This is a genomic window from Kitasatospora sp. NBC_00374 (genome assembly GCF_041434935.1).
Taxonomy (GTDB): domain Bacteria; phylum Actinomycetota; class Actinomycetes; order Streptomycetales; family Streptomycetaceae; genus Kitasatospora.
This window is the reverse complement of record NZ_CP107964.1, coordinates 244,614-265,810: the sequence shown is the minus strand read 5'-3', so window position 1 is coordinate 265,810 and position 21,197 is coordinate 244,614. Positions and strand designations below refer to the sequence as shown.

At 70.9% G+C, this 21,197-nt stretch carries 21 protein-coding genes and 5 pseudogenes; 12 read left to right on the top strand and 14 right to left on the bottom strand.

The features are described 5' to 3' along the window. Positions 1-159 precede the first annotated feature (159 nt). The 3 genes from OG871_RS01255 (at position 160) to OG871_RS01245 (ending at position 1,837) form a co-directional block, all read left to right on the top strand. Positions 160-1,125, top strand: a complete 966-nt coding sequence (locus tag OG871_RS01255; protein ID WP_371493646.1) for a hypothetical protein — start codon at positions 160-162, stop codon at positions 1,123-1,125. 183 nt (positions 1,126-1,308) lie between these two features. Beyond that, positions 1,309-1,434, top strand: a complete 126-nt coding sequence (locus OG871_RS01250) for a hypothetical protein (RefSeq protein WP_371493645.1) — start codon at positions 1,309-1,311, stop codon at positions 1,432-1,434. A 19-nt stretch (positions 1,435-1,453) separates the two neighbouring features. Beyond that, entirely contained in the window at positions 1,454-1,837 is a 384-nt protein-coding gene (locus OG871_RS01245) for a helix-turn-helix domain-containing protein (protein WP_371493644.1), read from the top strand. Between the two features lie 155 nt (positions 1,838-1,992). Here the strand turns inward: OG871_RS01245 and OG871_RS01240 are convergent. After that, a pseudogene (locus OG871_RS01240) lies at positions 1,993-2,305 on the bottom strand (zinc ribbon domain-containing protein); the annotation flags it as partial. A gap of 105 nt (positions 2,306-2,410) precedes the next feature. On the opposite strand from OG871_RS01240, the gene OG871_RS01235 reads away from it, so the two are divergent. Beyond that, positions 2,411-2,653: a hypothetical protein gene (locus tag OG871_RS01235; RefSeq protein ID WP_371493643.1), complete on the top strand. Its 243-nt coding sequence runs from the start codon at positions 2,411-2,413 to the stop codon at positions 2,651-2,653. A gap of 73 nt (positions 2,654-2,726) precedes the next feature. Here OG871_RS01235 and OG871_RS01230 read toward each other — a convergent pair whose 3' ends face one another. Then, the gene (locus tag OG871_RS01230) at positions 2,727-2,975 is read right to left on the bottom strand and encodes a hypothetical protein (protein ID WP_371493642.1); all 249 of its coding nucleotides are present in this window, start codon (positions 2,973-2,975) and stop codon (positions 2,727-2,729) included. 99 nt (positions 2,976-3,074) lie between these two features. Further along, a complete protein-coding gene (locus OG871_RS01225; RefSeq protein WP_371493641.1) occupies positions 3,075-4,010 on the bottom strand; it encodes a helix-turn-helix domain-containing protein in 936 nt (311 codons plus the stop codon). A 128-nt stretch (positions 4,011-4,138) separates the two neighbouring features. Here OG871_RS01225 and OG871_RS01220 point away from each other — a divergent pair, with 128 nt between their 5' ends. After that, positions 4,139-5,182 carry a trans-acting enoyl reductase family protein gene (locus OG871_RS01220; RefSeq protein WP_371493640.1) on the top strand — a complete coding sequence of 348 codons (1,044 nt, stop codon included), beginning with the start codon at positions 4,139-4,141 and terminating at the stop codon, positions 5,180-5,182. Positions 5,183-5,417: 235 nt separating this feature from the next. Here the strand turns inward: OG871_RS01220 and OG871_RS01215 are convergent, their stop codons facing one another. After that, entirely contained in the window at positions 5,418-5,750 is a 333-nt protein-coding gene (locus tag OG871_RS01215) for a hypothetical protein (RefSeq protein WP_371493639.1), read from the bottom strand. A gap of 114 nt (positions 5,751-5,864) precedes the next feature. Next, positions 5,865-6,245, bottom strand: a pseudogene (locus tag OG871_RS01210) (glutamate synthase-related protein); the annotation flags it as partial. A gap of 45 nt (positions 6,246-6,290) precedes the next feature. Here OG871_RS01210 and OG871_RS01205 point away from each other — a divergent pair. From OG871_RS01205 to OG871_RS01190, 4 genes and pseudogenes are all read left to right on the top strand, one after another. Then, positions 6,291-6,572 (top strand): annotated as a pseudogene (locus OG871_RS01205) (VOC family protein); the annotation flags it as partial. A gap of 207 nt (positions 6,573-6,779) precedes the next feature. Next, positions 6,780-7,808, top strand: coding sequence for a hypothetical protein (locus OG871_RS01200; protein WP_371493638.1), 1,029 nt, complete (start codon positions 6,780-6,782; stop codon positions 7,806-7,808). Continuing rightward, positions 7,802-8,806, top strand: coding sequence for a hypothetical protein (locus OG871_RS01195; protein ID WP_371493637.1), 1,005 nt, complete (start codon positions 7,802-7,804; stop codon positions 8,804-8,806). Before OG871_RS01200 ends, OG871_RS01195 begins: the two co-directional genes overlap by 7 nt. Before the next feature lie 61 nt (positions 8,807-8,867). After that, a pseudogene (locus OG871_RS01190) lies at positions 8,868-10,331 on the top strand (IS1634 family transposase); the annotation flags it as partial. Positions 10,332-10,400: 69 nt separating this feature from the next. Here the strand turns inward: OG871_RS01190 and OG871_RS01185 are convergent. From OG871_RS01185 to OG871_RS01165, 5 genes and pseudogenes are all read right to left on the bottom strand, one after another. After that, on the bottom strand, positions 10,401-10,694 hold the full coding sequence (locus OG871_RS01185) for a DUF1330 domain-containing protein (protein ID WP_371493636.1): 294 nt from the start codon (positions 10,692-10,694) through the stop codon (positions 10,401-10,403). A gap of 33 nt (positions 10,695-10,727) precedes the next feature. Then, the gene (locus OG871_RS01180) at positions 10,728-12,161 is read right to left on the bottom strand and encodes an MFS transporter (RefSeq protein ID WP_371493635.1); all 1,434 of its coding nucleotides are present in this window, start codon (positions 12,159-12,161) and stop codon (positions 10,728-10,730) included. After that, positions 12,158-12,520, bottom strand: coding sequence for a MarR family winged helix-turn-helix transcriptional regulator (locus OG871_RS01175; RefSeq protein ID WP_014173936.1), 363 nt, complete (start codon positions 12,518-12,520; stop codon positions 12,158-12,160). The genes OG871_RS01180 and OG871_RS01175 overlap by 4 nt, the downstream gene beginning before the upstream one ends. Positions 12,521-12,948: 428 nt before the next feature. Continuing rightward, positions 12,949-13,221: pseudogene (locus OG871_RS01170) on the bottom strand (transposase); the annotation flags it as partial. A gap of 18 nt (positions 13,222-13,239) precedes the next feature. Further along, positions 13,240-14,172: an IS5 family transposase gene (locus tag OG871_RS01165; RefSeq protein ID WP_371493634.1), complete on the bottom strand. Its 933-nt coding sequence runs from the start codon at positions 14,170-14,172 to the stop codon at positions 13,240-13,242. Between the two features lie 259 nt (positions 14,173-14,431). Between OG871_RS01165 and OG871_RS01160 the strand changes: the two genes are divergently transcribed. Then, the gene (locus OG871_RS01160) at positions 14,432-15,463 is read left to right on the top strand and encodes an FUSC family protein (protein ID WP_371493632.1); all 1,032 of its coding nucleotides are present in this window, start codon (positions 14,432-14,434) and stop codon (positions 15,461-15,463) included. Positions 15,464-15,858: 395 nt separating this feature from the next. On the opposite strand, the gene OG871_RS01155 is transcribed toward OG871_RS01160, so the two are convergent. The 3 genes from OG871_RS01155 to OG871_RS01145 form a co-directional block, all read right to left on the bottom strand. Then, a complete protein-coding gene (locus OG871_RS01155; protein ID WP_371493630.1) occupies positions 15,859-16,617 on the bottom strand; it encodes a transposase in 759 nt (252 codons plus the stop codon). Between the two features lie 150 nt (positions 16,618-16,767). After that, positions 16,768-18,015, bottom strand: coding sequence for a group II intron reverse transcriptase/maturase (ltrA, locus tag OG871_RS01150; RefSeq protein WP_371493629.1), 1,248 nt, complete (start codon positions 18,013-18,015; stop codon positions 16,768-16,770). A 567-nt stretch (positions 18,016-18,582) separates the two neighbouring features. Continuing rightward, the gene (locus OG871_RS01145) at positions 18,583-18,963 is read right to left on the bottom strand and encodes a hypothetical protein (protein WP_371493628.1); all 381 of its coding nucleotides are present in this window, start codon (positions 18,961-18,963) and stop codon (positions 18,583-18,585) included. Positions 18,964-19,028: 65 nt separating this feature from the next. Between OG871_RS01145 and OG871_RS01140 the strand changes: the two genes are divergently transcribed. Next, the gene (locus OG871_RS01140; protein ID WP_371503188.1) at positions 19,029-19,496 is read left to right on the top strand and encodes a GNAT family N-acetyltransferase; all 468 of its coding nucleotides are present in this window, start codon (positions 19,029-19,031) and stop codon (positions 19,494-19,496) included. A gap of 24 nt (positions 19,497-19,520) precedes the next feature. Here OG871_RS01140 and OG871_RS01135 read toward each other — a convergent pair whose 3' ends face one another. Continuing rightward, a complete protein-coding gene (locus tag OG871_RS01135) occupies positions 19,521-19,736 on the bottom strand; it encodes a hypothetical protein (RefSeq protein ID WP_371493627.1) in 216 nt (71 codons plus the stop codon). Positions 19,737-19,865: 129 nt separating this feature from the next. Here OG871_RS01135 and OG871_RS01130 point away from each other — a divergent pair, with 129 nt between their 5' ends. After that, a complete protein-coding gene (locus tag OG871_RS01130; RefSeq protein WP_371493626.1) occupies positions 19,866-21,197 on the top strand; it encodes a helix-turn-helix domain-containing protein in 1,332 nt (443 codons plus the stop codon).

Genomic DNA, 21,197 nt, shown 5'->3' with positions numbered 1-21,197 from the left:
GTACTGCAGAACGGCAGGGGAGACGGCCCGGCGCACCCGTGACCAGGCGCCGTCGGCGGGCCCGGCGACGGTGGTGAGGGTCTGCGCTCGGTCCGCCGGGTCGGTCCGCCGGACACCCGTGTGCTGCGGCCCGACCCGGCACCCCTAGGATGCGGGGCCATGACGAGACGTGGCCTGATCCTGGCCCTTGCGATACCCCTGTCCCAGGTGACCGGCGCCGGCGTGGCCCATGCGGACGTCTGTACGACGATGACGTCCGGGACCTACCGGATCGACGGGGTGTACGGCGCGGTCCCCAAGGTCCGCACGGGCGGTTCCCGCGAGACCGACAACACCCTGCACCTCGACGCTCCCGACCAGAGTGCCACGGCGTTCGAGGTGGCGGTCGTCCCCACCCGGCAGCAGGGCGGCTACACACCGGGGCCCGCGCCGTCGGTGCAGCTGAGCGTGGACGGTGGCCCCGCGCACCGCTTCTCGTTCACCTGGAAGCCGGCCCTCCAGCCCGGCAACCTCGGCACCTGGAACTCCAACCGTGTCGAGTTCGGCGGACTGACCCGCGGTGACCACGTGCTGCACGAGACCCTCTCGATGCCCGCCGGCAGCCCGGACGGGGTGTACGAACTCGGCGCGTACCTCTACCCGGAGGGGCCCTGCTCGATGGTGACGGGCACCAAGATGGGCGGCGTGAGCTTCGAGTTCACCGGCGGCAGCCCCGCCCAGGCCCCGACCCCGGCACCCGGCGGCGCCACGACGCGTAAGCCGGAGCCGCGGACGACGGCGGCCACGACACCCGTACCGCGCACGACGCAGACCGGCACTCCGGTGCCACAACCGGCTGCCGACCCGCCGTCGCCCGTACCGTCCGAGGCACCGTCGTCGCCTGCGCCCGAGGCGCCGGCACCGAGCGCGAACGCCACCCCGAGCGCGGCACCCACGGCGCCGGACCGGCCGACCGCCGTGCCGCTGGCCGCCACGCCGGCCGCACACGGCAGTCCCGTACTGCCCTGGGCACTGGGCACGTCGGCGCTGCTCGCCGCCGCGACGGCGGGCGGGGTACTGGCACTGCGCCGGCGCCGCGCGACGGACGGAACAGCGGACGCTCCGGCGACCGCCGACGGCGGCTGACACGGCGGCCCGGGCGCCCGGCGCCCCGATACCCGAACGCAGAGAGACCGCTCGAACCTCGCGGCCGGGCGGTCTCTGTCGTCCGGGCGGGCCCATGCGCCAACACGGCCCGCTGCGCCGCCGCCGGCCGCCGACGGGCCGCGCCCGGCCCCGTCCTGGCTGCCAGGACGCGCCGAAGCGATCGTGATCGTCGTCGTCATCGCCCTCGCCGCCGCCCTGGTCGCGGCCGGGATGGTGGCCGACGCGGCGCTCGAACTGGCGGGCGGCAGCTGGCTGGTGGGACTCCGGCTGCGGCGGGAGCGGGCCTGAGCGAAGAACGCCGACCGCGATGGGACGCAGAGAGAACCCGGTCGCGGCGAGCGAACCGGCACTGCGCCGCCTGGCCTGCTGGCTGCGCGAGCAACGTGACCGGGCCAAGCTGACCTACCGTCAGCTCGCCGACCGGACGAACTTCCACCCCACCACCCTGCAGCGGGCCGCCGGCGGCCGGTCCCTGCCGAGCTGGGAGGTCACCGAGGCCATCGCCCGCGAGTGCGGCGCGGACCTCAGAACGGCCCGCAGGAAATGGACCCAGGCCAACTACTGGGCCCACGTCCCGCGCACGTCCGGCGGACAGTGCCGCCGCGCACCACGGCGCCTCAACCCGGAACACGTCGACTCCTTCGCCGACCTGCGCCGGGCCATGCACGAGATGCGCCGCAAAGCGGACTGACCCTCCCCGGAGGAACTGGACCGCCGGGCCCGCGCCCGGGGGAGCCGCCTGCCCTCTAACACCCTCGCCCTGGTCCTCAAGGGTGAAGCGCCCCTCCACAAAGCCCTGCTGACCACCTACGTGACTCTCCCCCGGATGGATCAGGGGGCTTCTCGTTACGCCTGGTCGGCGTGACGACGGACCAGCCCGGCCCGTAGAACGTTGCGTGTTCCCACGGTGTCGGCGTGCGCTTGGTGGCCGCAGCTGACGCAGTGGAACTTCTCCTGTGTGGGTCGGTTCTCCTCGGCGGTGTGCCCGCAGTCGGGGCATTCGCGGGAGGTGTTGCGGGGGTCCACGGCGATCACTTCCCGTCCGGCGCTCTCAGCCTTGGCGTGCAGGATCGTCAGGAACACCCCCCCACCCGGCATCGGCTATCGAGCGGGTGAGCCCGGCCTTGGCGGCAGCCCCGTTGGGCAGGAACGCGCGCGGCGCCGCGAGAACTACCGGCGCTACGCCGCCCTGCTGCTCACCCCGGACGACGCCGGCGGCGTCGTCCGCGACGCCTTCCGCGAACTCGCCGGGCACTGGCACCACGTGCTGGCCGCCGCCAGCCCGGCCGCCTGCGCCTGGCAGAGCCTGCGCAGCCGGGTCTGCGCGCTGGCCGGCCCTCGCCCGCTGCGCCCGGTCGCCCACCTCACCGCCCCCCGGCAGGACGTCCTGCTGCTCCACCTGGTTCTCGGCCTGCCTCCGGCGGTGGTCGCGGCGCTGACCGGCACCGAGCCCGCGGCGGTCCACGCCCGGCTGCGCTCCCTGGCCGCGGCCCGGCCCCGCGGCTGACCCGCCGGGGTCCGGCCCGGGCCTCAGCACCCGCCCGCGCGGGCCACCACGACGATGTTCTCGCCGGTGGCGGTCAGCGGGCCCCGCACCCGTCGCCGTACCAGCCGTCGACGGTGAAGCCCGCCTCGGCGAGGAAAGCCCCGATCCCGTCGGCGTCCAGGAACCGCAGACGCGCCCGTTCGGTGCGCAGGGGCTCGCCCTCGCGGGTTGCCGTGGTCTCGGTGAGGGTGACCACCCCGCCGGCGACGGACTCGACCGGGTGGATCAGCCGCAGCGGACGGCCCGCGTGGTCGACGACGTCGAACGGGCCGGACGGGTGCAAGCCATCCCGCGCCCGCGCCCCCGGGTCGCGGGTGCCGAAGACGTACCGCCCGCCCACCGCCGGGGCCGCGCGGATCGCCGCCAGGGCCTTGGCGCTCGTCTAGGGACGGAAGGTGCGGCGGTATGTGTCGGGTGGGACGCCGACGCTGCGGTGGAAGTGGCGGCGCAGGGTGGTGGCGGTGCCCATGCCGGCGGCTGCGGCGATGGTGTCCACGGTGGCGTCGGTGGTCTCCAGCAGTTCCTGGGCGTGGCGAATGCGCTGGGTGTGGAGCCATTGAAGTGGCGTGGTGCCGGTGAGGTGCTTGAAGTGGCGGCCGAGGTGACGTGAGCTCATGCGGGCCTGGCGGGCCAGGTCCTCGACGGTGAGCGGCTGGTCCAGCCGCTCCAGCGCCCAGGGGAAGAGCTCGCCCAAGGGATGGTTACCCGGGGCGGGGAGGGGGGTGGCGATGAACTGGGCCTGGCCGCCGTCGCGATGGGGTGGGACGACCAGGCGTCGGGCGATCTTGTTGGCGTTGGCCGAGCCGTGGTCGAGGCGGACCAGGTGCAGGCACAGGTCCATGGCGGCGGCTTTGCCCGCGGAGGTGAGGACGTCGCCGTTGTCGACGTAGAGGACGTCCGGATCGACGGTGGCCGCCGGGTGGCGCCGGGCCAGTTCCCGCGTGTGGGCCCAGTGTGTGGTGGCGCGCCTCCCGTCGAGCAGTCCTGCCGCGCCCAGGATGAAGGCGCCCGTGCACAGGGAGGCCACGCGGGCACCGGCCGCGTGTGCGGCACGCACCGCCTCGACCAGTTCGGCGGGCGGGTCGCGGTCGGTGTCGGCCCAGCCGGGAACGATCACCGTGTCTGCGTGTACGAGGTGGTCGAGCCCGTGGTCGGGGTCCAGGCGGAAGCGGCCGACGTGCACCGGCCCGCTCCCGCAGAGGGCGAAGTCGTACCAGGGATCCACGATGTGGGTCAGGTCGGCTCCGAAGACCTCGACGGCCACGGACAGTTCGTAGTGGAGCATGCCGTCGGTGACGGCCAGTGCAACAGCAGCCATGTCCGAAACTGTACGCGGCATGTCGTTTCCGACGCTCGTACGGGGCGCTGCCGGAGGGACAGGATGTGGATGTCAGGCCGCAGCGGATCGACCTCGCAGCGGGCGTTCGAGTAGAGCGGGAGAGTCTCATGGGGTCAGGTCAGCTGGTGACGGTGTTCGGCGCCTACGGTCACACCGGGCGGTTCGTGGTCGCGGAGCTGGCCGCGCGCGGGTTCGTCCCGGTGCTGTCCGGGCGCAACGCACAGACCTTGGAGGAGATGGCCCACGAACACGGACTGGAGGCCCGGGCGGCGTCGGCCGAGGACCCGGCTTCGCTGGACCGGGCCCTGGCGGGCACGGCGGCGGTCATCAACTGCGCCGGCCCCTTCGCATCAACCACCGGCCCCGTCATCGAGGCCGCGCTCCGCGCGAGGATCCCCTACCTGGACGTGGCCGCCGAGCTCGAGGCCAACCTCGACACATTCGCCCACTACGGCGAGCGGGCCCGGGACGCGGGAGCGGTGATCGTCCCGGCCATGGCCTTCTTCGGCGGCCTCGGCGACCTGCTGGCCACCGCGGCGATGGGCGACTGGACCGAGGCCGACGAGGCACACATCGCCTACGCGCTCAGCAACTGGCACCCCACGGCCGGCACCCGGCTCTCCGGCGCGGTCTCCCGCGAGCGACGCGGCGACCACCGCCTGCGCTACCGCGGCGGACAGTGGGAGCGCCGCACCGACGCCGCGCCCACCCTGGAGTGGACCTTCCCGGAACCGATGGGACCCCGGCTGGTGATCGGGGAGTTCACGATGGCGGACGTCGTGACCGTCCCCCAGCATCTCTCCATCCCCGATGTGACCACCTACATGAGCGCCGAGGCGGCCCGAGACGTCGCTGCCCCTCAAACACCCGCCCCGACCGCCGCCGACGAGAGCGGGCGCTCGAACCAGACCTTCCTCGTCGACGTCGTCGTCCGCTCCGGCGGAACCGAGCGCCGGGCCACGGCCGGCGGCCAGGACATCTACGCCGTCACCGCGCCCCTCGTCGCCGAGGCCACCGACCGCGTCCTGACCGGCCGCACCAGGACCGTCGGCGTCGTCTCCGCCGGGGAGATCTTCGACGCCTCCGACTTCCTGCACGCGCTCGCCCCGCACATCACAGTCGAGTTGCACCCGCAGAAGCAGAACACCTGACCTGAGCCATCCGCCCGGCCGCCGACCGCGTGCCCTCAACGAGCCGTGGCTGCGTGGGCCTCCACGCTCGATTCCCTCGCCTGCACGGGTGCTGCCCGAAGTCCTGAACGCTGCCCAGAGCCGTGAACAGGGCCACGTGGATCACTCCTGCGTTCGGGTTCTCGAACCTCCGGGCGCACCCATCGTGTGCGCGGGCATCCGGTCGCGCGGGCCCCGTGCCGTGGGAGCGGCAGTGTCACCTCTGGGCGGGACTTCCGGTCAGCGCATCCGAGCAGCCGTCGTACCACCCCTGCGGCAAGGACTCTCCGGCCAGGTCCGAGCAGGCCCGCCCCACCGCCATGACGTCCTCGGCGGTGTGCCTGACCTGCCTCCCGGACTGCTTGCCCGCCTGGTAGCCCGCGCGGTAGGACGTGGTCCCGATGTCGCCGCCGTCCGTCCCGAGCAGCGCGACGAGCAGCACCAGCGAACCTCCCAGGACGATGGCGGCGGTCAGCCAGGCGGCGAGGCCGGACCCGGGCCCCCGGTGCCGGCCGCCTGGTGCGCGCTGCGCGTCTGTCTGCGGTGTCAAGGTGTTCTCCCTGCCGTCGGATGCGCCGGTGTACCGGGGGAGATGACTACCGGTCAGTAGGGATCGGTTCCCGCCGCGGCGACGGGCGTACCGGGGCCCGTCGCCGCCACCGCGTCAGAGGGCGGGCGTCCCGGTGCCGTCCGGTGCGGAGGTGAGCAGCGCTGTGATCCGGTCGGCGAGGTGCGGGCCGAGTCGGCCCCAGCCGTCCTTGTAGCCGTAGACGCCGCCCAGGGTGCGGGCCTCGTAGTCGCCGTTCATGATCTCGATGTCGTCGGGCGTGATGAGCGCCGGGTGGGCGACGCCGAGGGCACCGGAGACCTTGATCAGCTCCTTGCGCAGGGCTCGCAGGTAGACGGCCGCCCGGGTGGACTTGGACGCCGGGTCGACGCCGCGGGCCAGCCACGGGTTCTGGGTGGCGATGCCGGTGGGGCACTTGTCGGTGTGGCACTTCTGCGCCTGGATGCACCCGATGGACAGCATCGCCTCACGCGCCACCCCTCACCGGGGCACGTCGCAGGCGTTCTCGAAGAACCCACCGCTGGGCCCGGCCTGACGGGTGAGCAAGCCGACGCTGCTGGACACGGTGACGATCCGGGGCGACCGGGAGCGGCGCAGCGACGGCAGCAGCGCGTCGGTGACACGGATGACGCCGATCACCGGGTGCACCTCGATCTGGCCACCACCTCGCTCGCCCACCAGGCGGAGCTGGTCGCGCGGCTGAAGGATCTCGGTGCGACGCTCGCCGACGTGGGACAGGGTGACGTGCCGTGGACGGTCATGGCCGACCCGGAGGGCAACGAGTTCTGCCTGCTCAGCCCTCGCTGACCCCGGGTACCGGGGCGCCCGGCGGCGGGGTCGGGCGGACATCCGGAACGCCCCGCCGGCCGGCTGCGGCGCCCGGGCCCTGTGGTGGAGGGCGTCCCCGGCCGCCCGGCGCACCGGGTGTCCGAGGTCTCCCGTACGCTCGGGCGGCACCCTGGAATCCGGAGCGGTCGGTGCCCCGGCCGGCCCCTTCGACGAGAGAGCACCGTGGATCGATCCGACGATGACGAGCGCGCCGAGTTCGCCCGCCTCGACGCCCTGCTGACGGAGCTGCACCCGCGCCACGGCGCCACCCGGCGCGCCGCCGCGCCCGCTGCGGACGTACCCCGCAGGCTGGCCGCCCTGTGGCAGGGCATCGGCGTCAGCGAAGTGACCGTGGCGCCGGGCACGCGGACCAGCACGGGCACGGCCGAGAGCCGGCGGATCATGACCGAGGTCTTCGAGGAGTGGTTCGACGACGCCGAGCGCCGCGACCGCTGGGGCGTGGAGGCGGACGACCACGGCCCGGCCTGGGCACGGCTGGGACGGCGGTTCCGGGTGCTGGCCGCCCGCGGGCCCCGCAGCGAGCTGGCGGCGGTGCTGGACGAGGTCGCCGTCACCGACGAGTCGGCCGGCCAGGACGATCCGCCGGTGGTCGTGGTGAGGAGCGACGGCCGGCCGGTCCACCGCTGGCACGGCAGCGCGGTGGAGTGGCAGATCTGGCACATCCTGCAGCGGGCCGCGCTGCACCGCTCGGCGCGCTTCGATCCGCGCTGCGGGCTCACCGGCGAGCCCGTCCTCCCGTCCGTCTATCCCTGGCTGGAGGTGCTCGGCGACGGTGTCTGGCGGCTGAGCGAACCCGGGCCGGCACGTCAGGACGTTCGGCCCGCACTGCCCGAACTGCTGGTCTTCCGCTCGCCGGCACACTACTTCGCCCTCGCCCGGAGCGTCGACGACGCGACGCTGGCGCGGCTGCACCCGCCGGGCCCCGGCCGACTGATCGTCACCGCGGCGGTACTCGACCTCGACGGGACGGACGTCCGCCGGGTGCCCCGCGACCGCCGGACGCCGTTCGACCGGACGGTGGAGGCGATCGGCCGGATCGACGGCGCGGACGTGTGGATCGAGAGCCTCGGCGACCAGGCCGTCCTGCACTGCGACCCGCGGCACCGGACGGCGGTGGGCCAGGAGTTGACCCGGCTCGGCGGGCGCGTGATCCGGGACGAGACCAGGGAAGGGTGGCAGCAGGCATGGTGAACGTCCACGGGCAGAGGGGCACGTCCGATCCCGACGGGCAGACCCTCGACCGGTCGCATCCCGACGGGCGGCCGCTCGACGGGCCGGACCTCGGCCGGGTCGGCGCCGAGGCCCAGGCCATCCGCGAGCTGTTGGAACGCCAGTCGCTGCTCTACCGCAGCACCGTCCGCCCGATCGCCTTCGAACCCGCCGAACCCCCGCTGATCCGGGCCTTCTGGGAGGCGGTCGGCTGGGCCCCGCTGTTCGCCGCCGGACGGATCACGAACCCGCACGTCGCGTCGGGGATCACCACGGTGCGCCAACGCCTCGCCGAGTACGGCGCGGAGGAGCACTTCACCCTCACCGAGGCCGACCTCCCGTCCCGCTACCGCCTGGTGTACGCCGACAACGACGGCATCGGCTTCGCGGTCACCGACGAACACGAGGGCGTCGCCGACCCGGCGGTGCTGAGCGTGCTCTGGGACGACAACGAGATCGTGCCGTACGCACCCAGCTACCTCCGGCTGTCCGCCGAGGCCGTGCTGAGCGCCGCGTTCGGCTCCTGGTACTCGATCTGGCTGACCGCACCCGCCGAACGGACGCTGGTGCCCGGCGGGGGAGCGGTGGAACGACCGTTCCCGCTCCTGGTTCCGGGCGCCCACCGACTCGACCCGGACCGCTGGCTGCTCCGCTCCACGGAACACTCCGGGCCGACGACGGCCTGGCTGCTCGCCGCCCCAGGCTTCGAGCACCTCGTCGAGTGGCTGCACGGGCAGAACCTGGACGGGCTGCGCATCGCCCGGCTGCCCGGCGACACCCTGCGCCGCACCGGGCCGCTTCGGGTGGCCGACGGCACACCGGTGCGGCTCTCCGGTACCGACGAACCCGACCCGGACCGCTGCCACCGGGCCGGCTGGATCGGCGGCATCGCCGTGATCGTCGAGGAACGCGGGGACCGGCTGACCATCGCGGTGAACCCGCGCCACCGGGCATCGCTGGAGGCGCTCCTGGACGGCTAGTCCCGTCCTCCGCACATGCGTGGTTCGGATGAACTGATGATGTGGCCGGTACCTCGGTGGGGTGCGGTTCGTTGGGCGGGGCGTGTCGTCGATATCTCGCTCGCCGCGGTCCCGGGTGCACCGTCCACGCTTCGTCGTGGAGATCGCACCCGTGGTGGAGAGGCGTCTGGGTGCTCTGCCCGCCTCTGCCGGGTTTCTGCGCCGGCTGGACGTGGCCGGGATCGTCGACGAGCTGTGTCCGGTGCGTGAGGTCGCGCATCTGACACACGGGCAGGTCATCGAGGTGCTGGTGGCCAATCGGCTGTCCGCGCCCGCGCCGCTGGTGCGGGTGGGCGACTGGGCCGCCGAGTGGGCGGTGGACGAGGTCTTCGGGATCGAGCCCGCACTGCTGGGCGACGACCGGCTGGCCCGGGCGCTGGACGCGATCGCTCCTTGTCTGGAGGAGATCGTCGGCAGTGTGGGCGCGCGGGCGATCGCCGAGTTCGGGATCGACGTGGCGCGGCTGCGCTGGGACATGACCAGCATGTCGCTGCACGGTGCCTACGAGGACCAGGAGGACGGCTTCCCGCAGGTCAGATACGGGCATCCGAAGGACCGGCGGGTCGATCTGAAGCAGGTCCAGGCCGGGCTGGCGGTCACCGGTGACGGCGGCGTGCCGGTGTTCCACCGCGTCTACGACGGCGGGGCCGGTGAGGTCGCCCAGGTCGTCGGCGCCATGACCGCCCTGCGGAAGATGGCCGGCCGACGGGACTTCCTCCTGGTCGCGGACTCGAAACTGGTGTCCTACCCGAACATCACGGCCCTGGTCGGGGCCGGGGTCCGGTTCGTCGCCCCGGCCCCCGCCGCCAAGATCCCCGACCACCTCTACGCCGCTCTGGACCCGGCGTCTGCGCAGGTGGTCGACTACACGGCGGACCGGGAGGCGGGCAAGGACCCGGCCGAGCGCGGTGTCTACCGGGTCCTGGAGGACACCCACGTCCTGGCCGGGCCCCGCAAGCGCGACCCCGTGATCGGCCTGCGGCGGATCCTGGTCCACTCCACCGGCAACGCCGCCGGCCAGCGCGCGGCCCGTGACAAGCGCATACGCCGGGCCGCCGAGGACCTGGACAAGCTCCAACGCGGCTGCGGCGGCCGCTTCTACAGCACCGCCCAGAACGTCGCCGCCCGGATCGGCGTGATCACCAAGACCCACCGGGTCGCGTCCTGCCTGCGGACCGCCATCGGCGCCGATCCTGACGGCCACCCCATCCTGACCTGGTACTTCGACCAGGAGGTCCTGGTCGCCGAGGCCGCCGTCGACGGCTGGTACGCGCTGCTGACCAACCTCACCCCCGACCAGGCCACCGCCGAGCAGGTGTTCCTGCGCTACAAGGGCCAGGCCGTGGTCGAGCGCCGTTACAGCGACTTCAAGGGCCCGCTCGCGGTCGCCCCGATCTTCCTGCAGCACAACCGGCGCATCGCGGCCCTGCTCACCGTGATCTGCCTGGCCCTGCTGGTGTTCTGCCTGATCGAACGCCAGGTCCGCCAAGCCCTCGGACCCGAGCAGACCATGCGCGGCCTCTACCCCGACAACCGTGCCGTCCGTGGACCTCGGTCAGTCGATGCCTTCGACGATGCGGAAGTCGCGCTCGACGCCGTCGGAGAGGGCGACCAGCGCCTCCTGGTAGGCCGCACTCTCGCGTGCCGCGACGGCCTGCTCGAAGCTGTCGAACTCGATCAGGACGGTACGCTCGGCGATTCCGGCGTCATGCGCCACGACCCGACCGCCACGGACGAAGGTCCGACCGCCCCCGGCCTTGACGGCCGGAGCGGCCAGCTTGTTGTAAGCAGCCAGCTTCTCAGGGTCTGAAATGGTGCGGTAGACGCTGACCCAGTAGCCCTTGGGCATGGAACCTCCAGTGTTGGGATGAGTGCATCTGACTTACGGGTTGGTCTCGGACGAGCGTCGGCGGGCGAGAGCGAGGCTTGTCAGCGTCGTGATCGCCATGGCGCCGATGCCGACCAGCGCCGCGGTGGTGTAGGCGCTGTCGTCGGGGAAGAGGTGGCCGGGGCCGGTGCCCGCGGCGAGGATCAGGCCGCCGATGGCGCTGCCCAGGGAGTACCCGACGCTGCGGACGACGTAGTTGAAGCTCATGGCGCTCGACGTCTCGCTCTTGGGGGTGACGGCCAGGATGACGCCGGGCATCGCGGCCGAGAAGCCGCCGACGCCGAAGCCGAGCACGCCCATCGCCGCGAACAGTTCGGCCAGGTCCGACCGGGCCGCCGCGAACAGGGCGAACCCGCCGCCGACCACGACGGCGCTGCCGGCCAGGAGCAGGGGGTCGACGATCCGCGTCCGGACCCGCGGCGTGAGCTTGCCGGCGACGAACCCCAGCACCGAGAACGGGATGAGGACCAGCCCGGCGACGAAGGTCGTCAGCCCGAAGCCGTAGCCGGCGCCGTGCGGCGTCTGCGCGTACCGGGTGATGAGCGTGAGCAGGAGGTACATGCCGATCCCGCCGACGAACGTGGCGAGGTTCGCCCCGGCGACCGCCGGGTGCCGCACCGCCCGCACATCGACCAGGGGCGTCGTGCTGCGCAGCTCGATGACGGCCCAGACGCAGAGCAGCACCACCGCGACGACGGCGAGGCCCGCCGCCACGGCGAGGTGCCGGCTCCACAGATTCCGTTCGCCGGCGAGGAACAGCACCAGGAGCAGCGCAGCGGCCAGGAAGACCGCGCCTGCCACGTCCACGTGGGCGGAGCGGCCTTCGGGGGCTTCGGGCATGGAGCGCCACGCGGTCAGGAGGGCGGCGGCGGTGACGACCAGGCCGAGGCCGTAGGCGGCCCGTACCCCGCCGAGCTCGGCGAGCAGTGCGGCCAGCGGGTAGCCGACGCCGGCCCCGATGATCGAGACCACCGAGATCAGGGCGATCACGGCCGCGCTGCGCTCCTCGGGGAGGTGGTCCCGGGCCACGCCCATCATCAGCGCCGTCAGCCCGAGCCCAACGCCCTGCGCCGCCCTGCCGGCCAGCAGCCACGCGAACGGCAGCGGCAGCACGGTGAGCGCGCTGCCGGCGACGACGACCGCCAGCGTGGCGAGGATCGTGGCCCGCCGGTGCGGGCCGGCTCCGAGCCGGCCCAGGACCGGTGTGGCGACGGCGCCGCTGAGCAGCGCGACGGTCAGCGTCCACTGCGCGCTGCCGAGCGAGACGTGGAACGAGGTCGCCACGCTGGTGATGAGCGGCGTTCCGAGGCTGGCGACCGCCGCCACGACCAGAGCGATGAACATCAGGGCGGGGACCAGCAGCCGCGCCTCGGAACGCGCCACCGGGAACGCCTTCACCGCGACCCCGCCGACCGGCTGCCCGGTCACTGCTTCGGCCCTTCGCGGTCCTGGCTTTCGAGCTCTGCCAGATGCTTCAGCGCCGGAAGGGCCGCCACCAGCGCCTCGACCTCGTCGCCGGTGAGCTCGCCGATCAACCGCTCGAACGCGTGGACGCCCGCCTGGCGCCGCGTCCGGACATAGGAGGCGCCGGCCTCGGTCAGGCACACCAGCGTGACCCGCTTGTCGGACGCGTCGCCCCGCCGCTCGACCAGGCCGGACTCCTCCATCACCCGGACCAGGGCGGTCATCGCGGGCTGGGTGACGCCCTCGACCGCGGCCAGATCGGTGATGCGCCGCGGGCCGGTCCGGTCCAGGGTGGCCAGGGTGGCGGCGGACGTCAGGCTCATGTCCCGGGGCAGGCGTCTCGCGGCCCTGGTGGCCAGGCCGTAGAGGGCTGCCCCGATGGCGGCGGACGCGCCAGGAGCGGTGTCTTGACGACTCATGCTCGAAGCATAGCATTTTTATATTCATAGTTTATGGAAATGGTGGACTGGCGCGGGCGGCCTCGATCCGCACCCGCGACGGCGGCCAGCCATCGGGCTCGGTGCGCGGCCGGAACCTGCCGTCCGTCGACCAGGAAGTGCGCGTCCAGCACCTCCAGCGCGTGGTGGGCCATGGCCGTCTCAGCCCGAATCCACCGAGCTGATTCGGGGCTGAGGGTGTCGGCGGTTTTGTCGGGGTGAGCGGCTGGAGGGCGTGGGGTGTCCGCTGGTCTGCCCAGCTCTTCCACGTCTGCTCCGGTCGGGCCCTGGCGGGCGGTGGTCGGGTCGGGTGATCAGCCCGGTGGTGCGTGGGCGGCGTCGAACAGGTCGGTGAACGCGTGCTGCCAGGGCCATCGGGCGGGCAGGTGGAGTGTCAGCCTGCGGGCCGAACGGGCGATGCGGGCAGGAACGTTGACCAGGTGGGCCCGCAGGGTCGCGGTGGTCGCCCTGGTGTGGAAGACGCCGGCGAGGCTGCCGGCGGCCCGCAGCAGGTTGAACGCGATCGCCCACAAGGTCAGCCACGCGTTGTTCGCCTGGAAGCTGCCGGAGGGCAGGTGGGCGAGTCCTAGGGTCTGTCTCTTCGATCATGAGCGGATCCAGATGATGATGGCTGCGAACGTGACGGTGCCGAGGAAGACATGGCCGCGCTTGTCGTATCGCGTTGCCACACCTCGAAAGCCCTTGAGCTTGTTGATCGCTCGCTCCACGACGTTGCGCTTCTTGTACCGCTCCTTGTCGAAGCCGGGAGGCCGACCGCCGTGCGAGCCGCGCTTGACGCGGTTCGCCGCCTGGTCGGCCTTCTCCGGGATCACGTGCCGGATACCCCGCTTGCGCAGGTAGGCCCGGGTCCGGCGGTTGCTGTACGCCTTATCGGCACTGACGCTGTCCGGTCGCCTGCGGGGCCGCCCGGAGCCGGTCCTCGGAACGCGGATCTTCTCCATGACCGGCTCGAACTGCGTGCAGTCCGCCCGCTGCCCGGACGTGACCAGCAGGGACAGCGGCCGACACCGGCCATCGGCACTCAGGTGGACCTTGGTGGTGAACCCGCCCCGCGAGCGGCCCAGGCCCTCACCTGCCGCACCACCTCCGCCAGGTGGCCGGCCAGGCCCTTCCAAACCGGATCGATCTGGTGTTCCACCACCGCTGCCCCCCTTTAAGGACATGGGCGGAGGCGCTGTGCGAGCCCCGGCGGCGTGCTGATGAGCGCGCATCACCGTGGAATCGACCGAGATGTCCCAGTCGATGGCGCCCTCGGCGTCCGCGACGGCCTGAACCTGCTGGAGAAGCCGCTCCCAGGTCCCGTCGGCCGACCACTGCACATGCCTCTTGTACACGGTCTTCCACGGACCGAACCGCTCAGGCAGATCACGCCACTGCACGCCGGTCCGCACCCGATGCAGGACCCCGTTGATCACCTGCCGGTGGTCCCGCCATCTGCCACAGCGTCCGTTGCTCACCGGCAGGAGCGGCGCCAGCCGCTCCCACTCACTGTCGGTCAGATCCCCGCGGCCAGTCATATCGAGCCAACGAGTCAGATGATCGGAGAGGCATGGTTCGGGGCAGGGCCAGTGGCACCCCAAAACGACAGGGGCTGCGCAGAAAAAGGTTCTTGATAAACAATCTGTGACCGCGGCGACCACGCCGTGCGCGACCTGCCAGCACCCGGATGCGTCAGTGGCGTTCGCCGGTCTGGGATGCCCGGTTGCGTAGGGTGACCGCAGAGCCGGGCAGGCAAGTGAGCCAGCCCCTGGCCCCGGACGTGGGAAGGGTCGTGCGGTGGGCGAGGCTGAGCACGGGGACGTTCCGAACGGCGGGAAGCCGGACGCGGCAGCGGTTCCGGCCAAGCAGTCGGGCGCCCATCGGTGGCTGCACATTCTCGGCGCTGTCGTGGTGGCGATCGGGCTGCCGGTCGCGGTGGCTGGGATCGTCGCCGGGCAGCTGGGTGCCCAGGCCGTGTTCCTCGGCCTGCTCCTGGGCGTCGTCGGGGCGAAGCTCGGCGGAACCCGCCGCATGCTGTACCTCGCCCCCGCGGCGGGGGTTGCGGTCGGCCTGGGCGCCCTCACCGCCTACGACTGGTGGTGGGTGGCGCTCCTCGCGGTGACCGGCGCCGTCGTGGGGGCCGGGATCGGCTTCGGCTGGCTCCCGCCGCTGCTGACGCTCGCCTTCGCCGCCACGTTCGCGGCACCGACGCAGTCCGGCACCGACGCGCTGATCTCCGGGATCATGGCGGCCCTCGGTGTGGGCTACGGCATCGTGATCGCCCACCGCTTCGGCGCCGCCCCTGTCGTCGAAGGCGACCGCCTGCCCGTCAAGGTGGCCGCCGTGGTGGCGCTCGTGTTCGGCGCCGCCCTCGGTGCCGCGGCCGCACTCGGGGTGGCGCTCGGGTGGACCGAGCCCTACTGGGTGCCGGAGCCGATCATCATCCTCGCGCTGTACATCGTCACAGGAAAACGCGACCGGATCCGGGGCAAGGCCATCGGCACCGCCGCCGGCGCCGGCGCCGCCCTGCCCGTGGCGATCCTCGCCCCGTCCGTCTGGGTCACCTCGGCCATCGCCACCGTCGCGTTCATCGCCGCTCTCACCCAGGCCAACAGGTATTGGCTCATGTACGGCCTCTACACCTTCGCCATCGTCCTCGCCCTCGCCTCCCCCGGCCAGGTCGCCGTCGAAGCCGAACACCGCGGCTTCGAAATCCTCGCGGGCATCGCCATCCTCGTCATCGGCCTCGCCGTCGTCCACGTCATCGGCGACCGCCTCCTGCGGCACAGCCCACAACCCGAACTCGCCACCAGCAATCACAGCAGCTAACGGCTGCCCACACCTCGCTCGCCCCTCCTGGGCAGCAGTCACCCTCGCAGTCGGCACCATCTGGAGCAGCTCATGATCGGGGAGACACGGCCTAGTGGTCGAGGTCGACGCGGACGGAAGATTTCAAGTCCAGTGAGACGGTTGTGACGCTATGAGGTTTGTGGTGTGGGTTCCCTGCGCTTGGCGGGGTCGTTGATCCACGCCGTCTTCGGGATCTCGGGTGGTCTGGGGCGGCGGCCGAAGCGTTCGGGGTGCCGCGCGTAGGCCTCGGCGAGGGTGACGGCCCGCTGGTCACGGATCTCCTCCGCGGTGCCGAAGTGGACGCTGGCGGGCGTGTGAAGTCCGATGCCCGAGTGCCTGTGCTCGTGGTTGTAGTACGAGGTGAAGGCGTCGAACTATTCGCGGGCGTGGGCCAGGGAGTCGAAGCGCGCGGGATAGTCGGACATGTACTTGGTGGTCTTGAACTGGGCCTCGCTGTAGGGGTTGTCGTTGGAGACCTTGGGGCGCGAGTGACTCCGGGTGACGCCGAGATCGATCAGCAGCTGGGAGACCTTCTTGGAGGTCATCGAGGTGCCCCGGTCGGCGTGCACGGTCTCGGGGACGATGCCGTTGCGCGCGATGGTCTCGCGGATCAACTCCTCAGCCCGCTCGGCTGATTCGGCCAATTCGACGGTGTGGCCGACGATGTAGCGGCTGAAGATGTCGATGACGACGTAGGCGTGGTACCAGATGCCCTTGCCGGGGCCGGCCGCTTTGGTGATGTCCCAGGTGAACACCTGGGAGGGGCCGTCGGCGACCAGTTCGGGCACCGTCTTGGCCGGGTGGGTGGCCTGGCGGCGGCGCTCACCCGACTGCCCCCGCGCTCGCAGGATCCGGTACATCGTGGAGACCGAGCAGTGGTAGCGACCGGTATCCAGTTCACGGGCCCAGATCTGTGCGGGTGGCAGCTCGGCGTACTCGGAGCTGTTCATCAACGCCAGTACCGCGCCACGCTCTTCGGCCGTCAGGGCCGACGGCTGGACCTGCGGGGACCTGGGCCCGCGCGGGGGCGGCGGCTTCAGCCTGCGGTAGTGGGTGGCTCTGGAGCGGCCGGTCAGCCGGCACGCGGCCGTGGTGCCCAGCTCGTGTTCGACGGCGGTGAACGCCTCGTCCACGACGGGATCGGCGGCGTGCCTCAGTCCGCGCTCTCGGAGATCATTTCCAAGAGCGCCGACGGTCGGGTGGCCCGGGGGAATCGCACCCCCGGGCTCCCACAGATCCCGGCGTGACAGTCTCCCGTCACCGGGCTCCTATCGCCCTCTTCGTCAGGTGACGTTGACCCATTTCCAGTGCGCGAAGAATGCGGGGTAGGCCGCTACGACCTGATCCCATCTCCTCGTGGCCTTCTTGTAGGTCTTCAGTCGTTTGTGCTTCTTCCGGACCCAGCGCAACAGGTAGTAATTGATGCGCTGTAGGAGGGGATACAGTTCGGTTTGATAGAACGCCCCGTAGTACTGCATCCACCCGCGAATGATGGGGTTCAGCCATTTCGCGAACTCACTGAAGGAGTAGGTGACATGCATGTGAATCCGCCACGAGCGGACTTCCATGCTCATCCTCTTCAAGGCGTCCTTGCTGACCGCCGGAAGGAAGGACGTGAACACATCTCCATTCCGGTCGACCGCCGGACGGTTCCGGAAAGTGTAACCGAGAAAAGTGAAGGATGTGGCGGCTCCGCCGCCCTCCTTCGTCTTCCCGCAGTACACGATCCGGGTCTTGTCCGGGTGCAACTCAAGTCCCACCTCTGCCATCCTCAGTCCCAACTGCTCCAGGACCTTTCGGGCCTGACGCTCGGATGAGCAATGAATTACCGCGTCATCCGCATAGCGTTCGAACTGGACGCCCGGGAAAGTCCGGGTGAGCCACATGTCGAACGCGTAGTGCAGGAACAGGTTGGCCAGTACGGGTGAGACCGAGGACCCTTGCGGAGTTCCCCGATCTCGGTGCTGCAAGGCACCGTTGGGCATCAGTACTGGGGCGGCAAGCCACCGCTTCACGTACAGAATCACCCATGCGGCATCGGTATGAGATTCGACCGCCTTGACGATCAGGTCCCAGCGGACACTGTCGAAGAACTTGGCAATGTCGAACTCGACCGCCCACTTCTTCTTCCAGCATCGCCGCCGGCATGTTGCCACCGCGTCCAGGGCCGACCTTCCCGGCCGGTAGCCGAAGGAGTCGGGGTGGAACACAGGCTCTACCCGCTTCTCCATGTGAACGGCCACCACCGTCTGGGCGATCCTGTCCGCCACGGTAGGCACACCGAGGAGTCGGACCCCGCCGCCATGCGGCTTGGGAATCTCCACACCTTTTACCGGAGGCGGAAAATAGCTACCCGAAGACATGCGATTCCAGATCTTGTAGAGATTCCCCTGCAAGTCCTTCTCGAACTCTTCGACAGTGCAGCCATCCACCCCCGCAGCACCCTGATTCTCCCTCACCTTCAGGTACGCATCCCAGACTTCTCTCTTCGAAATCTCAAACGACTTCCCTGACGACTTCAGCCCGCTCACGCAGCTCCTCCCGGACAAAGCCCGGTTGACCAAACAAACGAACCACGGACAATCCGGCCCCTTCGCTCCACCCCCACCGCGCTCAGCAAGGGCTTCACCACTACTACGGACCGGTCCGCCAACACGAACTGCATCGGTACTCTGCCTCTTACGGGTTCTCCGCTTGAGGTCCTCCCTTGCGCGGCATCATCCAAAACGGGTAACCGCAACATCAGTTCGTGCCTTCCCACGTTCCCTGCGAGCGCAGCAGACCAGGATCACGTCGCCTCCACGCCGGGCACCACCTGGCCAGTAGATCGGGTATCCGCCAGGCTCATCCCGGGGCAAAAAGTAACCCCCGGTTTTGATGCCGCTTCAATCCTTAACGACGCGTCAACAGCGTCCCCCTCGCGGGGATTTGCGCTCCGTCTTCCTGATCCCTACCTGACGCCTCTTGGACGCCTTTTCCACATCGCTCACCACGGTCGCGTCACCGCTTCCGCAGCATGTGGTGGTTTGAAGCCTCCCCCCGCAGGGCGGCTCCGAAGGGCCTACCTTCATCACTCGCACAGCATCGCGTTCAGCCGCTCAACTACCCATTGCGGCCTCCCGCGTTCGTGGCGCACCTTTTCCCAGGACCTCCACCGCAGCCTTGTTCCGGGCGAGCTCCTTCTCCAGCCGTTCCACCTGTCGGCGCAGCTTCTCGTTCTCGACTTCGGCGGCGGACTTCTTCGGGCGGACCGGGCTCGTGCGCCGGTCGACCAGGCTCTCCAGGGCCCCGGCATCGCGCGCGGCCCGCCACTCGGTGACGTGCGAGTGGTACAGGCGCTCACGGCGCAGGACCGCGCCCTTTTCGCCCTCGGGCGCGGCGTCGTACTCCGCCACGATCCGCAGCTTGTACTCGGGGCTGAACGTGCGGCGCTTCGGCCGGGGAGCCGGGTCGGCTGCGGGCGGATTGGTGCTGGTCATCAGGGGTGGAACTCCTACTCGGGCCCTCTCAGGCTAACCCGACAAGCGGGACGTCTCACCCAAGGCTGACAGAGAGGGTCTACGCGGACGTCCAGGCACCGCTACTCCACCTGCCGAACTACTGCGTCGAGGCGTTCACCGAACGCCTCGACCGCCATCGCACCGAGCCCGGATTCGAACTGGTCCTCGGCTACGACGGCGAGGTCGCCGTCGGCTACGCCTACGGCAACACCGTCGACCGGTACTGGAGCCGCCTGGCCAAACCCCTTCCCGCCGGCTTCACGGACACAGCCGTGCTGGCCGTCAAGGAGATCGGCGTCCGCACCCCGTGGCGCGGCACCGGCGCCGCCCGCCGCATCCATGACTCCCTGCTGGCCACCCGCACCGAGGACCGCGTCGCGCTGATGGTCAACCCGCTCGCGGGTGAGGGCAGGGTCCGGCGGCTCTACGAGGCCTGGGGCTACAGGGCGTTCAACACGCAGCCGGCCACCGCGGATTCCCCCCTCCTCACCGCGATGAACCGCCCGCGCTGACGGCGCCCCGTCCGGCCGAGCCGTTCAGCTCCGAAGAGCGGTGCCCAGCGCGATGATGCCGCAGAGCAGGGTGAGCGCGACCGCGAAGGCGCCGCCCGCGCGGGTGATGGCACCGGGCAGCGTGGCTCCGTCCCAGCGTGCGAGGAATCCGGCCGCGGCGGCGGCGACAAGTGCGACCAGGACTGCGGCGAGGACCGCGGCCGCAAGCATCCAGACCGCCGCGCCAGACTGTGTGATCATCGTTCAATCTCCTTTTTCCCGTGGGTCGTTGTCCGCAATTCACGATGCCACCCGGCGTGTACGCTGGCGTTCGGGTGAACGCATCTGTACACCGCGGTCGGCTGCACGGCCGGTGCCCCGGAGGGTTCTGTGGCAGATTCGAACGACGCGGGGCGAGACCGGCCGGACGACCGCTCGGCGGCGGACCGGCTCCGTCGACTCCTTCGCAACCGCCGTGCTGAGCTGCGGATGACGACGATCGCACTGGCACGCCAGGCATCCCTTGGCCGCACCACGGTCAGCAAGGCGCTGAACGGACCGGAACTGATGTCGTCGGAGACCTTGGACGCGCTCGCCAAGGCCATGAGGATGACGGTCGAGCCGCTGCACGAGCTGTACGACCGGGCGGAGGAGGAGCAGTCCGATCCCCCCAGGCCGCAGCTGAGGGAGTTCTTCGACAACCTCATCGGGCAGCACACGCATCTCTTCGCCGGACGGCAGGCCGAGACCGCTCTGATCACGGCGCACATCCGGGACCGGGGCTCCGGCTACGTCTTCGTCGAGGCGAAGTCAGGCTTTGGCAAGACTTCCCTCCTCGCGGACCTCGTCCACCGGAACCCCGAGTTCCACTACCACTTCATCAGCCAGGCGTACCGGGGCGGCAGCGGCTTCGATCCCACCAGCCTCGTCCACGTGCTGAACTGCCTGTGCGAGCAGCTGGATCCCGCGCACGTGCCGGGCCTCGACCCCACCAGCCTGCAGCAGCACTTCCGCGGCCTCCTCGCCCGCCAGCCCAGGAAGCAGACCGTCGTCGTCCTCGACGCCATCGACGAGCTGGCGGAAACCTCCGAGCTCGGTCCTCTGCTCCCGCACCGACTGCCGCCGGGGATGACGGTCGTGCTGTCGGCCCGGTGGCTGGACGGGAGGTCCTACCTCGACGACATCGGCTTCAGGGCGGACCACCTGGGCCTGCGCGTGTCCCTTCCGGGCCTGGACCTGGCGGCGCTTGTGGAACTGCTCGGCATGGCGGGCGGCGAAGCCCCGGCGCTGGCGGCCGACGAGGACTTCGTCTCGGAGATGTACCGGGTCTCCGCGGGCGACCCGTTCTACATACGGTTCCTGGTCGACGACGCCGCGACCGGACGGCTGACACGCCAGACCGTCAAGCGCATGCCCACGGGCCTGGAAAGCTATCTCGACCAGCAGTTGGAGCAGCTGTACCGCAGCGCGCACCGAGCGGAGCACCTCCGGATTCTCTCCTACCTGCTGAAGGCCGGCACCCTCAGCGGGAGTGACCTGGTCAGGGGCGTCCCGGGCCTGGCCTGGTACAACTTCGATCCGATCATCCGCGAGATCCACCGCTTCCTGCTGGTGCAGTACCTCGACGGGCCCCTCGCCGGGCTCAACCGTCGCAGCTACAGCTTCTGCCACGACCGCTTCCGGCAGTACTTCCTGAGCCGGCTCCAAGACGGGGAGGCATAG

What these genes read in the sequence shown, in the direction of transcription:
- OG871_RS01255 (WP_371493646.1), top strand. Translation starts at nt 160, where the DNA reads ATGACGAGACGTGGCCTGATCCTGGCCCTTGCGATACCCCTGTCCCAG.
- OG871_RS01245 (WP_371493644.1), top strand. Translation starts at nt 1,454, where the DNA reads ATGGGACGCAGAGAGAACCCGGTCGCGGCGAGCGAACCGGCACTGCGC.
- OG871_RS01225 (WP_371493641.1), bottom strand. Translation starts at nt 4,010, where the DNA reads ATGGCTGCTGTTGCACTGGCCGTCACCGACGGCATGCTCCACTACGAA.
- OG871_RS01220 (WP_371493640.1), top strand. Translation starts at nt 4,139, where the DNA reads ATGGGGTCAGGTCAGCTGGTGACGGTGTTCGGCGCCTACGGTCACACC.
- OG871_RS01195 (WP_371493637.1), top strand. Translation starts at nt 7,802, where the DNA reads ATGGTGAACGTCCACGGGCAGAGGGGCACGTCCGATCCCGACGGGCAG.
- OG871_RS01185 (WP_371493636.1), bottom strand. Translation starts at nt 10,694, where the DNA reads ATGCCCAAGGGCTACTGGGTCAGCGTCTACCGCACCATTTCAGACCCT.
- OG871_RS01175 (WP_014173936.1), bottom strand. Translation starts at nt 12,520, where the DNA reads ATGAGCCTGACGTCCGCCGCCACCCTGGCCACCCTGGACCGGACCGGC.
- OG871_RS01165 (WP_371493634.1), bottom strand. Translation starts at nt 14,172, where the DNA reads ATGACTGGCCGCGGGGATCTGACCGACAGTGAGTGGGAGCGGCTGGCG.
- OG871_RS01145 (WP_371493628.1), bottom strand. Translation starts at nt 18,963, where the DNA reads ATGACCAGCACCAATCCGCCCGCAGCCGACCCGGCTCCCCGGCCGAAG.
- OG871_RS01135 (WP_371493627.1), bottom strand. Translation starts at nt 19,736, where the DNA reads ATGATCACACAGTCTGGCGCGGCGGTCTGGATGCTTGCGGCCGCGGTC.